The sequence below is a fragment of the Bacillus cereus genome, from assembly GCF_015071065.1.
Lineage (GTDB): Bacteria > Bacillota > Bacilli > Bacillales > Bacillaceae_G > Bacillus_A > Bacillus_A cereus_BA.
Map to the genome: position 1 here is coordinate 20405 of NZ_VOVA01000026.1, position 14810 is coordinate 35214.

A 14810-nucleotide genomic window follows, 5' to 3' on the forward strand; every position below is an offset into this window, starting at 1 on the left:
CTAATGGTTTATTATGGAGATTAAACAACCTAAGATAGGTATGGTTGCATATTTTAAGGGTTTTATAAACAAAGTGGGCTCTTTAATTAGGAACCAGCTTTAATGTTTTTGAATAACCCACATTGATCTCAATTTTTTCTTGGGCAGTTAAGCGTTAAATTTTTCTGCTCTTTATCAGATTAAAAAGGCTTCACAGGTGGTGGCAAAAATGAGGTGTATTAAATTATTCATTGCTTACTAAGTGGTGGCTCATTTATTAACCATATCCCATCTTTTTTACTCATTTCAAAATATACATTATCATGAAAAAGAGAGGGCATTTTTATACTTGCATAGTTTTGTCCTGCCATAATAGGTCTACTTACAAATTTAAAAGCAAATAAAATTTCTTTTTGAGCACTTGCACTTTTTAAAAACATTTTCTTATCTTCTTCATCATGAAGAGTTGTATAAAAATGATAAGTGGTTTCGTAATGCTCTTGATGAATAGAATATAAAAACAATCTAACGATTGTTTTTGGATCTTGATTTTTTAGTATGGAGATATCGTTGTTTTTGTGGAATTGATTATATAACTTTTGTTCTTGTTGATTTAATTCTTCTAGATAAGGTGAAGGGTACATAAACCAAAACAAACAGCTAATACAAATTAATCCTATAACTCCTGCTAAAATAATTTTCTTTTTCATTTCTATATTCTCCTTTATTTCAAAGAAAGAATGATCATTTCGATTTAAATCTTAACATACCAATTTTCATCACAGAACCCTAATATTACAAGTATGCATAATTGCATTTTTGTAATATTAGATTGTAACTTTAACAAAAAAGAGAAATCAAATTGATTTCTCTTTTCTTAGAAACTATATATTCAATTATTTAACCACTACACATTCTTTACAATATAATTGACCTTCAAATTCTATTAATTTTTGTGGATTCACTAACCCTTTTGCTGGAAAAGGCATTAATACCCATGCTTTCTCGTAAACGTTTATTTCTTTTCCACAAGATTTACAATTTTGTTTTTTACTTTTAAACATAACTTTCTCCTCGGTACCTGCTAAATAATCATTAGATAAAACTTTTATAATGTTTTCAGAATGAAAACGTAATGTCTTTTATGGCAACTATGTTTATTTTTATCGTTGTGGGGGGACATCAAAACCTTAAGTTGATAGGCATGTATGGTGACCCCATGCCCATCAACTTAAGAACGGAAACAAAATGAACTTTCTTTCAAATAAACTAAAAAACTCTTAAATTACTATTTACCCTTAAAAATGCGTACACCAAATAAACCTAGTTAGGTATCATTTTTAAAAATCATGCAACTTTCTTTTGTTTTGAAAATTTGTAACTTTAGGAGATAATTTGCGTAGTTTTCAAATGATAAATTGCACATAAAACAGCTTTATTTTGGATGAAAAATACTTCACCGAACGAAAAAATAAGATAAAGTCGTTAAAAAATCTTACTTGAAGAAAAAACTCTAGACATTTATCCAAAAATAACGTTTATAGCATGCATTTGACTAAACTTTACTTTAATCCAAAAAAGTTATCATCTAACTAGTATGTTTTACAAACTAGTTATTATATGATACATTGTTTTTAACTAGTATGTTTTACAAACTAGTCATTGTATAATACCGTATTTCTAACTAATATGTATTACAAATTAGTGAGGTGAGTAAATGAAGGAAACACAACTACTAAAGGGGGTACTTGAAGGTTGCGTGCTATCTATTATTAAACAACAACAAGTATACGGTTATGAACTTGTACAAATAATGCGTGATTATGGGTTTACAACAATAGTAGGCGGAACGATTTATCCTCTACTGCAAAAGTTAGAAAAACAAGGATTAATTAAAAGTAGGGAGCTCGATTCACCAGATGGACCGAATAGGAAATACTTCTTTATTACACATGAAGGAGAAGAACAATTAGAGGGATTTGAGGAACAATGGAGTTCATTGATTGTAAAAGTGAGTCGGATTTTGAAAAAAGTGGAGAGTGAATCGGATGAAAAATAATGCAGCTAAACAATTAGTGGAGCAAAATAACAAGCTTAGAGAACAGCTATCCCCAGAAAATAAAATGTATTATGAAGATATTTTACTGTATATGCGAACATTTGGTTTTTTCTATGAAGAATTAGAAACAGAACGACATTTAATGACGATATTACAAGATATTTTAGAAGCACAAAAGCACGGTGAATCGGCAGAAGAGTACTTCGGTAAAAATCCGAAAGAAGTCGTCGATCAACTGACAAAGCAATTTGATAAACCTTCATGGAAATCGATTTTTAAAATAAGTGGTTGGATTTTTTTAATCAGTACATTTTACGTCATTGTCGGTAGTTTTACAGCCCCATCATTACAAGTAAATGTATTTGTAATATTGTTGAATGGGATATTCTCAGTGGCATTAATTTATGGTGTTTTTAAATTGTTACATCTAAGTATTTATATGAAAACGCAATTACCAAGGTTAGTTAAATTCTTCGTAGTATGGATAATGGCAATGATTCCGTTTGGTGTATTTTTCCTTATTCAGCTTTATACACCAAAACAGGGAATTGTAAAAATTGGTACTCCATTTGATTGGATTGCTATTCTTGCTATTTTAATCGTGTCTATCGTTTATGTTCTATTCAAAAAGAAACGAGAATTCTTTGGAGGTCTTACTTTCGTTATCACTTTAGGAACCTTCGGTTTATTATTAAGGATTCCACAAACAAAAGAACTTTTCCAAGATGGTAAAAACCAAACTTTTGTAGTTCTTGGTATTATTTTACCTATTGCGCTCTATGTACTAGTCGAATGGTTACTACTTCGAAAAATGGAAGATGCAAATTAGTTATGAATAAATAGTGATTACAATACAGAACTATCATTTTAACACCCTTTAAATAAACGATAATACTTCAAATTAACCTTTTTAAAATCGCAACATTCATATAGATAAAATCACTACAGAAGTCGTTGATGTAGCAAGAGATTCTTTAGTAATTGGAGAAAATGAGTAAACAAGCAGAAAGATAAGTCTATAATTTTATAGATTTCTCTTTTTTATATGCAATTTATCATTTGAAAACTACGCAAATTATCTCCTTAAGTTACAGAAAATTCACTATACTCATAGACAACACTAAAACGGACATCTTATGCTTCTTGCTACAAAAGTATGACAATATCAGATTTTCGAAATGAAAAACAAGAGAAATTCAGTATACTTGTTATATTGAACTTCTCTTATTTTATTTTTTATTATGGAATAAATTTGTTTAGCTAATTAAAAATTAGAAGAGACGATAGAAAAACTACAAGAAATGACGAGTAAATTTAAAGTATAATAACATCAAGTAAGTAAGATTAGACTTATAATAACAGCTTACTTATTTTTTATTTACGAAAGATAGCGTAGAAGAACTAGGGGAGTCAATGAAGAGATGAAAAAAAGGAAAAAACTATTGGATTTGTGGAAAATAATTACATTATTAGTGTGTGCAGTTGTAATTTTTTCTTTACTCGTAACAGACATTTTAATTAGCCATAATGTTGAGCGGGTGACAGAAGATAGCCAAGCAGAGAAGGCAAAAACGATTGCACGTATTGTGGCGAATGATTCTACTGTAATTGATGGGTTGACGGGGAAGGTAGATACCTCCTTGATTCAGGTGTATACAAATAAGCTATTAAAGAGTACAGATGTTCAATTTATTGTAATTATGGATATAAACGGAATACGAAAATCTCATCCAAACCCTCAAAAAATAGGACATCATTTTGTTGGAGGCGATGAAGGAACTGTATTGAAGGGAAAGGAACGCGTCTCGTTAGCAAAAGGAACTTTAGGGATTTCTATGCGAGTATTCGTACCTATTTTTGCTGACACAGGGGAACAACTTGGTGCGGTCGCTGTTGGCATTTCGGCTGATAATATAAAAGAGAGAGTGAAAGAAAGTAGACATATTATTTATATCGGTGTTGGTGTTGGAATATTAGTTGGAATTATAGGAGCGATATTGCTAGCTAGACATATAAAGAAAATTTTATTTGGTCTTGAGCCGCATAGGATAGCGAAAATTTTAGAAGAAAGAAATACGATGCTACAATCTGTAAAAGAAGGTATTATTGCTGTAGATAAAGAATCGAAAGTAACTTTAATTAATAAAGAAGCAAAACGAATATTAAAGAAATGTGGACTTACAGGAGATTTTATCGGTAAAGATCTTGAATTGTATACGCCGAATTCACGTATAAAAAAAGTGTTGCAAACAGGAGAGGCACAATTAAACGAAGAACAAAATATTTATGGGATTACGATTGTTACTAATCGGGTTCCTTTATATGTAAAAGGAGAAATAGTTGGCGTGATTGCAACATTTCGTGATAAAACAGAGATTAGAAAATTGGCAGAGGAACTAACCGGTATCAGGCTATATGCGGAAGCATTACGGGCACAGTCCCATGAATTTATGAATAAAATGCATGTTGTATTAGGACTTACACATATGAAACAGTATGAAGAACTTCGAAAATATGTAAGTAGTATGGTATCAGAGCATCAGTATGAAATTGGTGGGGTTATGAAAAAAATCCAAAGCCCAGTATTTGCTGGATTTTTATTAGGTAAACTTAGTTATGCTAGAGAGAAAAATATAAAGTTAATTATAAAAGAAGATTCTTACTTACCAGAAATATATGATGAACGTATCAATCATGAACTGATCACCATTGTCGGAAATTTGATTAATAATGCATTAGACGCAGTGATGAATTGTGAGAAGAAGAAGGTTGAAGTTGGAATACAATATGGGGATACATTAATCATTACAGTACAAGATACAGGGAAAGGCATACAAGAAAATGAAATTGATGCATTATTTATAAAAGGTTATTCCACAAAGGGTGATAATCGGGGGTATGGTTTGCATCTTGTAAAAGAAAGTATACAGCGAATAAATGGGGAAATTCATATTCATTCATTGGTAGGAGAAGGAACTACGATAACAATTGAAATACCTAATAGTAGGGATGAGAGATAAAGATGATTAAAGTTTTAATTGTAGAAGATGACCCGATGGTAGCAATGTTAAATACACTTTATTTAGAGCAAGTAGGAGGGTTTGAACTTGTTCATGCAGTTGACTCAGTTAAAGAAGCGATAGAAGTATTAGAGAAATCACGAGTAGATTTAGTATTACTTGATATTTTTATGCGTGAAGAGACCGGGTTTGAGCTTTTAATGCATATTCGGAATCAAGAAAAAGAAATCGATATTATGATGATTTCAGCTGTACAGGATATGGGAAGTATCAAAAAAGCATTACAATATGGCGTAGTAGATTATTTAATTAAACCATTTACATTTGATCGATTTAAAGAGGCATTAACTGTATATCGAGAAAAACTTACTTTTATGAAAGAACAACAAAAAATTAATCAATCGGAATTAGATTCGTTAATTTTACAAAAAGAAAAAAGAAAGTCTACTGTCAATAAAGAGCTTCCGAAAGGATTAACGAAGCAAACGTTGCAACTCATTTGGCAGAAAATCAAGTCGCTTAATGGACAGGCGTTTACAACAGATGAAATGGCGCAATTAGTAGGAGTTTCAAGAGTCTCTATTCGAAAGTATGTAATGTTTTTGACTGAAATCGGAGTATTAGAGAATGAAATGGTGTATCAACATGTGGGAAGACCTGTGAGTAAATTGAGATGTATTGACCAAAATAAAATAGGTTTTTACGTATAAGCGACTTAATATAAGTCGCTTATACTTTTTTTTAATTACAAAAGTAGTTATAAAACTTACAAATACTATTTTTGCTATTGAAAACATTTTAATATTATTGTTCAGATGGATTAAAGGAAGTAGAAATGCAAGCAAGGGTGTCTGGATCATACCGGGTTATGTTGACTAAAAAAAACACAAATTAAATCGAAAAGATGCTGCAGTATAAATTCTACAAAAGTAGAATTTTCAAATTATTAACATAATAAAAATATATCGGTTCACAAGGAGATGTTTAGTTTGTTGAATTATGAAAAAAACGCAGAAGTTTTAAAAGTATTAGCCCACCCAATTCGAATTACAATTTTGAAAGAATTAATTACAAGAGGGGCATGTAATGTAACTCAAATTGTAGATATTCTTGGTATTCCACAGTCTACTGTTTCGCAGCATTTATCGAAGATGAAATCTCAAAAATTAATTATGAGTGATAGAAAAGGATTAGAGATTTACTATAGTGCTCAAAACCAAACTATTAATTCCATTATCGAAATATTATTGGATTTGAAACTATTAATCGTAAGTAAAAATTAGTAATCTTTGCACCAAAATCTCTTAAGTCAAACCAAGAATCCTTGGCAAGCCGATGAGACGTATGTGAAAGTTAAAGGTCAATGGATGTACCTATATCGTGCTGTTGATTCAAAAGGAATTATTATTGATTTTCATGTTTCAAATCCCCGTGTTATAACAGTCGATAAAAATCCTGCTTTTCCTAATTCACTAAGTGCTCAATAAGTTGGATGTCCACGGTTGCGGGTAAATCGTTTGAGAACCGCCTCCGTTTCAGCTGTACCAAGCCGTAAGGATGTAGCATACTTAATCATTTGATCATATTGTTGTTCAAGTGAACTACTCGCCACTTAACAAAGCTTGAAGTGAGAACTTCTCCGTTCCACGATGAAAGCAACCTTTCGTCTCCCTGAGCCGTTACTTCGGGGTGTTCCATCCCTAGATGTCCAACGCTTGGACGCTCTTTTGGTACGATTGATATTTTACGCAGGAACCGAATGGCTTGGTTTTCGCACTCTATTTTCTTCCTGCAACCTCATATATCAAGTTATCAAAGAACTTCATATAGCTAGTTTTTCAAAAGTTTTTGGCAATGCCAAACCGAAATTCATCTCCCACCTACCGTTGGGCTACGCCCTTCACACGCTTGAGGAAGGAGAATTCTTTCGGGGAATTCGATAAATAAGAACTGTTCGTGTTTTAATTAATAATTAAAATTATGTAAAAAAAATTGATTATCCTGTCAACCAAATTGAAACTTAAACGTTATAAATATAGAAGGAGGTAAGAGATGCGAGATGATATTTTTCAAAAACGATTAAAGCAATACTTAGGTTTTATTTTTAATTATTTATTAAAACTCGGAATATCTAAAGAAGATGCAGAAGACATTGTACAAGAAACAGCTTTAAAATATATTCAAAACTTAGAGGGGATTCCCCCTGAAAAAGTGAAAAGTTGGCTGTTTAGAGTAGCTATAAATAGAAGTTATGATATTTTGAGAAGAGAAAAAAGAAAAGATAAGTTTTTAATAGAATTATGTATATTAGAAAATCTTGAATCTGATTTACCCGAGGAGTGTCTTTTAAAGGAAGAGCAAAGTGGTGAAATCAAAAAAACATTAGATTTACTTCCTAAAAGATATAGAGAAGTTTTAATTCTAAAATACGTAGTAGGATTACGTTATGATGATATAGCCCTTTTGTTTGAAGTTACTACTGGAACTGTTAAAACAACGGTATTTCGAGCTAAAGAATACTTTATTGATATATATAGGAGGATACATAATGAACATGAAGAATGATGAAAATCAATCTGAATTTTTTCTAGATGATAAGGAATTTGAAAAAACAATGCGAAAAAGTAGAAGAAAAGCAATTATAAAAAATGTAGTTATTACGGGGAGTGTACTAATTGCATTGTATGGTGGATTGACTTTTGGTAATAATTATTGGCTATCTGAGCGTCTGACAAAGGAAGATGATGTAGAAGGGTCATGGTTATCTATTACTGAACCTAATATTGAGCAAAATGCAACATTTTATAATTGGAATTCTTTTTCCGTTGACGCAACTCACGAATACTCGAAAAAAATAGGAGAGCGTATCATACCTTGGGAATCGTTATCAGGACATTATAATCTTATACGTTCAGAAAAAGACTCTTTTAATTTGATAACTCATTATAATGAAAAAAGAAAAGGTTTTGAAACTTATAACGGTCAGAACGGACAAAGAGAGCTTATTTTTTATCATCCTAAAGTTCAATATAAGCAAGTTCCTAATGATTTAAACTTACTTGATGAAATAGGCGCGAATAAATATGTTGAGTATGCACTATCCTTTGATCGACCTTATTCATTTAGTGAAGTTCAAAAATTGTTAGATAAACAAAATACAGAATGGCTTTGGGTTGAAACAGAACCTGATGAAGAGATACAAAGTATGAATCAGCAGGAACTTACAGGAGAAGAAGAAAGAGAAACTTTTTATCGTGGAAACATATATGGTTATCCGTATAACTCACAAAACGACTGGCAATCTCCTGAATTATTTATAGATACTTTAAAATCTCCTGATTTTTATGGAGACTATGCTGATAAAGCAAAAAAAGTATTAACAAGATTAAAAAAAGATAATCCTAAATTAGATTCAGAAAAGGTGAAGATTGTTGGAGCTGTGGTAACTGGTACTCCTGATGAATTAAAGAAGTATCAAAATAAAGAATTTATTAGAGCTTCTTCCCTTGGGGCTACAATAGATAAATATTAATTATGTAAAAGAAACTTATAACACTTGAAATTTGATAGAATGTTTTAATAATTTTAATAGTGTCTTTTTTAATAGTTAGAAAGAGACAAGTAAGGACGGCGATTAATAGTGTTATTTTATATAGGATTGATAATTGGAAAGTTAGCAGGATATAGTACTAAAAAGTTTGGTTTTAACGGATCTAACATTCCAGGGAAAATTACGAATTACTTATATAAGAATGCATTACAAAAATTAGCGGTACAGGTGGAAACTGTGGTTTTGGTTACTGGTACAAATGGAAAAACAACAACTTGTAATTTAGTTTCTTCCATTTTTAATTCCAATAAAAGTGAATATATCAGTAATATAGAAGGATCTAACTTATTAGAGGGAATTACTTCTGCTTTTATAAAAAAAAGTAATATACGAGGGAAAATAAAAGGTGTGAAAATAGCAGTTCTCGAAGTCGATGAATTGACAATGACTGAAGTTTTGAAACAAATACAGCCTCAATTGATTGTTGTAACAAATATCTTTCGAGATCAGCTGGATCGTTACGGAGAAATCAACACGCTGATTTCAAAAGTACAAACCGCTATTCATTCTAGTGATGCTTACTTACTATTAAATGGTGATGATCCATATAGTAGACATTTTACTAAACAAAAGAATAAAACCATATATTTTGGTTTAAAGCAAAATGTAGGGGATTTTCATAAAAGTAATATTAGAGATGCCGTCTATTGTTGTTGTGGCCGTCTATTGAAATATATATATACTCACTATGGACACCTTGGAAAATATTATTGTTCATGCTCCATGAGTAGTCCTGTATTAGATGTGGAGGTTACTTCAATTCAATCAGAAAACAACTTAACGATTACTATACAAAATCAATCCTATACTTCCAATTTGAAGGGAGAATACAATGCATATAATATGCTATCGGCTATAAAAACTGGAGAATTTTTAGGTTTTAGTTATGAACAAATTCACAAAGGATTAAGAGAATATCACCCAAGCAATGGACGTATGCAACAGTTTCTCATTGCGAAAAATACATACCATCTTAACTTAGCTAAAAATCCACAGGGGATGAACTGTACGATAGATTATTGCATACAAAATAAAAACATAACACAATATGTTTTTATTTTAAATGACTTGCTTGCTGATGGGAAAGATATCTCTTGGATTTGGGATGTAGATTATGAACTATTAGCAAACTCAAATGTAAACCATATAATTTGTGCAGGAACACGTGCCTATGACCTTGCAGTGCGTTTAAAATATGCGGGGATTTCTGTGAATAGGATAAAAGTTATCCCAAATATTTCTGCTGCCATACAGAATAGCATTGCGGAAGGGAATGAAACATCCGTAATTAGTAATTACACAGGTTTAAATACTGCCCGGCAATTTTTAAGCACAAGTGGAACAATGTCCCCTTCATAAATAAAATCGTATATATTGACGTTTAGTTTAATAATTTAACAGAGCGTATATAGATTGTAAATACACAGAATAGAAAGTTGACACTAAAAAAACGATATACATTGGGTACTTACCTTAGAATTTATAATAAGGCCCGATTACGTTTTTAACATCTGGAGGTACTATGAAAAAATTGATTATCTATCATTACTTTCCCAATACTCTTAATTTATATGGCGATCGTGGGAATGTAACCATTCTACAAAAGCAATTAGAATGGAGAGGAATAGAAGCTGATATTCATTATGTGGAACAAGTAAAAGATTATCCTGTATCTCAGGCTGATCTAATCTTTATTGGGGGAGGAAGTGACAGTGAACAACAAATAGTTCAAGAAGAATTGCTTTCAATTCGAAAAGAATTGAAAGCAGCAATAGAGGATGGTTTAGCAGCACTTTGTATTTGTGGAGGATATCAACTATTAGGGGAGTATTATGAAACTGCAAACAGTGATATCATACAAGGCCTAGGAGTATTACCATTTTATACATCATGTAAGAACACGGACTCAGTGAGTCGATTAGTAGGGAATGTAAGAGTACAATCTGAAAAGTTCGGAAGAATAGTGGGTTTTGAAAACCATAGTGGCCAAACATTCCATTCTTTTGAATATCTCGGTCAAGTTCTACAGGGATATGGGAATAATGCAACAGAAAAAAAGGAAGGCCTTCTGTACAAAAATCTGATAGGTACGTATTTACATGGACCATTTTTAAGTAATAACATTCATGTATCAAACTGGTTAATATTGCAAGCACTAAATAGAAAATATGGACTTACAGAATTAGAGCCGTTAGAATGTACTTTTGAAAAGATAGCATCCGATGTTTCATGGGATAAGAGGTAAGATAAGGTTCAAGTGCAAATATAATCGAATTTGAAAAGAGAGCGACAGATTCCATTAGGAATCCATTGTTATGCAATGAAACCGAAGAGGTATTGATAAGTTGTATCTGATTTCGAACAGACTTCTCCCCTTGAAGAGTTTGTCCCTTCTTGATCATATGTATAGTTTCAATACCACAAAACGTTGTTTACGCGGTTTGGAAAAACTGAAATCCAAGGGTTCTGTTGCAAAGTTAAAAAAAAGTATAAAATATATCGATATATTAGGTATAGGGTTTAAGAAACCCCTATTAACGGTTGTAATTCCTGGTATGCCAAAAAAATGGGGTCTTGCGAATGACTTCGTTTTTGTTTGTAAAGTGCATGAAAGGACTCGCTCCCATCGTCATCAAGTTAAGAAATACATTCTTCTCCAAAACGATAAAAACGAGCTAAATTCTCATAAATAACTGTAGAGTCATAAAATTTTCGTTTTGGGGGTACTTCAAGTACCTTAGCTTGATGGGCATGTGTTGTGACCCCTAATATGTAAAATTGCATAGAATTACTACTCCAGATTAGCATATAATATAATAGAACTGCTCAGATTTTTTTCTTTAATCGTTAGATTCGAACCTAACGTCCTATCACATTTACAAAATGTGTAAACCTAGAAACTGTGGAAAGGCATCCGGAAGGATGTCTTTTTCTTTGGTCCTGATGCAGAAAACGATAAAGCTCATACAATTGTATGAGCTTTATATATGAGTTTATAACCATATAGTTTACATAACATATATTATCGATAGTTATAAAAACACAAAATATTCCGTTTCAAAATCAAAAGTATTCTTATCTTATTGAGATATAATCAAAAATTTCTAAGATATTTTTTTATCTGCATTACGTTGTCATTTTTATTTATTCGACGATCCTATTTTTTAGGAATTACAAGGTTTATATTATGGTATGAATAAAATAAATGGATATATAGAAAAAAACCTTCCATCTCAAATTGAAAAGTACTCTTAGTTTTTGAGATGGAAGATGAAATTGAAATGTCACCACGACATATATTCCGTCCCCATCCGTTTAAAAAATAAATATTTTAGTAACTGATGCTTAATGTGGAAATGTTAACGCGTGAAAAAAATGTCGAATTTATCGGAAAATTGTATATTTTTGTTGTTTTATTTTTCTTTTCATGCTAGACTTATAATTACAAAGAAAGAGTAAACAAAAACCCTTAGCGATATAATTATCAGAATTTTTAGTTTTATCTGTCGGTTGGTTTACTTTACATCATTGACATGTGTGTATGCATTTTTTCCTCCACTCTTTCTTTGCTGTGCCCTTTAGAAAAAAACAACTTGTCCTAATCCAAGTTGTTTTTTTTCTGTAAAGATTTCATTTATTGTTTATGATAGTTGAGGTAGTAATTCAAAACAGCACCACCTATCAGGTACATGGTTTTAAAGGTGAGTTTTTGGAAAGCATTTTTATGAAAAATTGGCGGGAATCGTTTAAAAATTAAAATAGCCCCTCTTTTCTGTGTACCTCGACACATTTAATTTGTATAATATAAAAACTAAGAAAATTAAAAAAATTAATACATATGCATATTTATATACATAGGGGTGAGAGAATATGTACAAACTGACCGAGATTATTGACGTAAAAGAAATACAAACTATGGCAGAACACTTTTATCTTTTAACACAGATTTCACATCAGCTGCTTGATTGCAACGGAGGAATCATATTTCATTACGGCACACCATCCTCTGATATACATTTACATACAAAAATTCATGTCCCTATTATATTCAATGAAAATACAATTGGTGATTTTGTGATTTTGTCACCTAAAGATAGTATTGAATCTTGCACTATATACTTTAAATCCCTTGCCACGATTATAACGAATAAAGGAATGAATACATTACAGCAATTGCAGAAAGATCAATCTATCCCTGCTGAAAAATTATATATGATTTTACACAACATGCCCGTTATGGTTGATGCTTGTGATGAAGAAGGGAATATTGTCATATGGAACCGAGAGTGTGAACTTGTAACAGGTTATAGTGCCGCTGAAATTGTTAACAATCCTTGCGCGTTAGAGCTACTTTATCCAGATGAAACGTATCGGAACCAGTTACTTCATGGATTTTCTGAACTCGGTAAAAACTTTCGTGATTGGGAAATGACACTTACTTGTAAAAACGGTGATGAAAAAACAATCCTGTGGTCAAACCTCTCAGAAGAATTCCCTGTTCCTGGATACAGTCACTGGGCAGTTGGTATTGATATTACGCGTCGGAAAAAGATAGAAGAGAAACTTATAGAAAAATCTTCAGAGTTAGAATTAATTTTTAAAGCACTTCCAGACTTATGTTTTTTAACAAGACTTGACGGAGTAATCGTTGATTATAAAGCCGGCTGTCCATCAAGATTTTATGTACCTGTCGAACAATTTATGTATAAAAAATTTCAGGATGTGTTACCTTTAGATGTTGCCCTGCAGCTACAAGAAGCAATTGCAAGGGTACAGCAGAATAATTCCATAGAAATTGTAGAATACTCCTTGCTCATGCATAATAGTATTTACTTTTTTGAAGCACGATGTTTACCGCTATTAACAGATAAAGTGATGGTTATGGTTCGCGATATTACAGAGCGGAAAAAGACAGCCGAACTATTAAATAAATCAGATAAATTAGCTACTGTCGGTCAACTCGCTGCAGGGGTTGCACATGAAGTGCGAAACCCACTCACTGTTATTAAAGGATTTATACAATTATTAGAGATACAAATGAAACATGAATCAAAATATTTTCAACTCATACTTTCTGAAATTGAGCGCATTGAATCTATTATTCACGAATTTTTATCTATTGCTAAACCTGAGGTATGTTCTTTTGAACAAGAGAGCATCGATGTAATTTTAGAAAACGTTGTATCTTTAATTAACACAAAGGCAATTATGACAAATATTCATGTCACATTCCAAACGGATCCTGACGTTGTATATATTGATTGTTGTAAAAAGCAATTAAAACAAGTGTTTATCAATGTTTTACAAAATTCGATTGAAGCAATGCCACATGGGGGAGACATAATCATTACCACTAAGAAAGTAAGTAACAATGAGGTGGAAATTTGTATTTCAGATGAAGGGATTGGTATTCCAGAAGAAAGAATTGCAAAACTTGCTGAACCTTTTTATAGTACGAAAGAAAAAGGAACAGGTCTCGGTTTAATGATTAGTTACAAAATTATTGAAAGTCATCAGGGAAGAATTTGTATAACAAGTAAAGTTGGAGTAGGAACCTCGGTGAACATTTATTTACCGCTTTTGAAAAATGTTTAAAAACTGATATAAAACTTTTCTCAGGTAGTAGGGTACATTTTAAAAGGTGCACTGTAACGATTAGGTTCTGGTGCGAATAATTAAATACGATATAAAAAGGCGTGGATTTTTTATTTTCCTTGGGTTTAAGTAATTAATTCAAACAGTTGGTGGATGAATTCTTTCTAATTTTGGACAGACTGGTTCCGTAAATCAATCTGTTCTTGTTTCATCATATGCATAGCTTCTACTCCAAAAAGAATGGATGTAGCTGTGTCCAAGCATTTGAATCCTAGCATAGAACGGATTCGCTTCTTTATAAAGCGATGATCTTGTTCTACTATGTTATTCAAGTACTACATAAACCCACAACTCATTTCTTTATTTTACTATCTCAAACAGAACGATTGTTTCCTAAAAATAAAAAAGAAGATTGAGACATCTCAATCTTCTTTTCAGGCAGAATTAGATAGAATTTTATTGAATAAAATTCTATCTTTAAAAACTAGCTCTGCAAGAATCGCTGTATTTCTATTTCTGGTAATGTAAGTTCATTATTACGCAATTA

At 31.7% G+C, this 14810-nt stretch carries 12 protein-coding genes and 4 pseudogenes; 11 read left to right on the top strand and 5 right to left on the bottom strand.

What is annotated here, in order from left to right; all coding sequences use genetic code 11:
• Window positions 1-227: 227 nt before the first annotated feature.
• Window positions 228-689 carry a hypothetical protein gene (locus FT637_RS27305; protein ID WP_193648921.1) on the bottom strand — a complete coding sequence of 154 codons (462 nt, stop codon included), beginning with the start codon at window positions 687-689 and terminating at the stop codon, window positions 228-230.
• A 186-nt stretch (window positions 690-875) separates the two neighbouring features.
• Window positions 876-1043 carry a hypothetical protein gene (locus FT637_RS27310; protein ID WP_193648922.1) on the bottom strand — a complete coding sequence of 56 codons (168 nt, stop codon included), beginning with the start codon at window positions 1041-1043 and terminating at the stop codon, window positions 876-878.
• Window positions 1044-1696: 653 nt separating this feature from the next.
• Between FT637_RS27310 and FT637_RS27315 the strand changes: the two genes are divergently transcribed.
• The 6 genes and pseudogenes from FT637_RS27315 to FT637_RS27340 all read left to right on the top strand — a co-directional run.
• Window positions 1697-2038, top strand: coding sequence for a PadR family transcriptional regulator (locus FT637_RS27315; RefSeq protein WP_193648923.1), 342 nt, complete (start codon window positions 1697-1699; stop codon window positions 2036-2038).
• Window positions 2028-2867, top strand: coding sequence for a DUF1129 domain-containing protein (locus FT637_RS27320; RefSeq protein WP_193648924.1), 840 nt, complete (start codon window positions 2028-2030; stop codon window positions 2865-2867). The genes FT637_RS27315 and FT637_RS27320 overlap by 11 nt, the downstream gene beginning before the upstream one ends.
• A 592-nt stretch (window positions 2868-3459) precedes the next feature.
• Window positions 3460-5058: a sensor histidine kinase gene (locus FT637_RS27325; protein ID WP_193648925.1), complete on the top strand. Its 1599-nt coding sequence runs from the start codon at window positions 3460-3462 to the stop codon at window positions 5056-5058.
• A 2-nt stretch (window positions 5059-5060) separates the two neighbouring features.
• Window positions 5061-5768, top strand: coding sequence for a response regulator (locus FT637_RS27330; RefSeq protein ID WP_193648926.1), 708 nt, complete (start codon window positions 5061-5063; stop codon window positions 5766-5768).
• A gap of 279 nt (window positions 5769-6047) precedes the next feature.
• Window positions 6048-6341 (top strand): ArsR/SmtB family transcription factor, encoded by a 294-nt coding sequence (locus FT637_RS27335; RefSeq protein ID WP_193648927.1) that lies wholly within the window; start codon window positions 6048-6050, stop codon window positions 6339-6341.
• Window positions 6342-6362: 21 nt separating this feature from the next.
• Window positions 6363-6524, top strand: a pseudogene (locus tag FT637_RS27340) (DDE-type integrase/transposase/recombinase); the annotation flags it as partial.
• A 17-nt stretch (window positions 6525-6541) separates the two neighbouring features.
• Here the strand turns inward: FT637_RS27340 and FT637_RS30710 are convergent.
• Window positions 6542-6655 (bottom strand): annotated as a pseudogene (locus FT637_RS30710) (Tn3 family transposase); the annotation flags it as partial.
• 455 nt (window positions 6656-7110) lie between these two features.
• Between FT637_RS30710 and FT637_RS27350 the strand changes: the two are divergent.
• The 4 genes from FT637_RS27350 (at window position 7111) to FT637_RS27365 (ending at window position 10913) form a co-directional block, all read left to right on the top strand.
• Complete coding sequence (locus FT637_RS27350; protein ID WP_193648929.1) at window positions 7111-7623, top strand: RNA polymerase sigma factor; 513 nt, start codon at window positions 7111-7113, stop codon at window positions 7621-7623.
• A complete protein-coding gene (locus tag FT637_RS27355; RefSeq protein ID WP_193648930.1) occupies window positions 7607-8590 on the top strand; it encodes an anti sigma factor C-terminal domain-containing protein in 984 nt (327 codons plus the stop codon). The genes FT637_RS27350 and FT637_RS27355 overlap by 17 nt, the downstream gene beginning before the upstream one ends.
• A gap of 108 nt (window positions 8591-8698) precedes the next feature.
• Complete coding sequence (locus tag FT637_RS27360; RefSeq protein WP_193648931.1) at window positions 8699-10027, top strand: MurT ligase domain-containing protein; 1329 nt, start codon at window positions 8699-8701, stop codon at window positions 10025-10027.
• A gap of 163 nt (window positions 10028-10190) precedes the next feature.
• The gene (locus tag FT637_RS27365) at window positions 10191-10913 is read left to right on the top strand and encodes a type 1 glutamine amidotransferase (protein ID WP_193648932.1); all 723 of its coding nucleotides are present in this window, start codon (window positions 10191-10193) and stop codon (window positions 10911-10913) included.
• A 68-nt stretch (window positions 10914-10981) separates the two neighbouring features.
• Here FT637_RS27365 and FT637_RS30165 read toward each other — a convergent pair.
• Window positions 10982-11088: pseudogene (locus FT637_RS30165) on the bottom strand (IS6 family transposase); the annotation flags it as partial.
• Between the two features lie 1450 nt (window positions 11089-12538).
• On the opposite strand from FT637_RS30165, the gene FT637_RS27370 reads away from it, so the two are divergent.
• Window positions 12539-14263 (top strand): ATP-binding protein, encoded by a 1725-nt coding sequence (locus tag FT637_RS27370; protein ID WP_193648933.1) that lies wholly within the window; start codon window positions 12539-12541, stop codon window positions 14261-14263.
• Between the two features lie 164 nt (window positions 14264-14427).
• On the opposite strand, the pseudogene FT637_RS27375 reads toward FT637_RS27370, so the two are convergent.
• Window positions 14428-14598: pseudogene (locus FT637_RS27375) on the bottom strand (DDE-type integrase/transposase/recombinase); the annotation flags it as partial.
• Window positions 14599-14810: the final 212 nt, after the last annotated feature.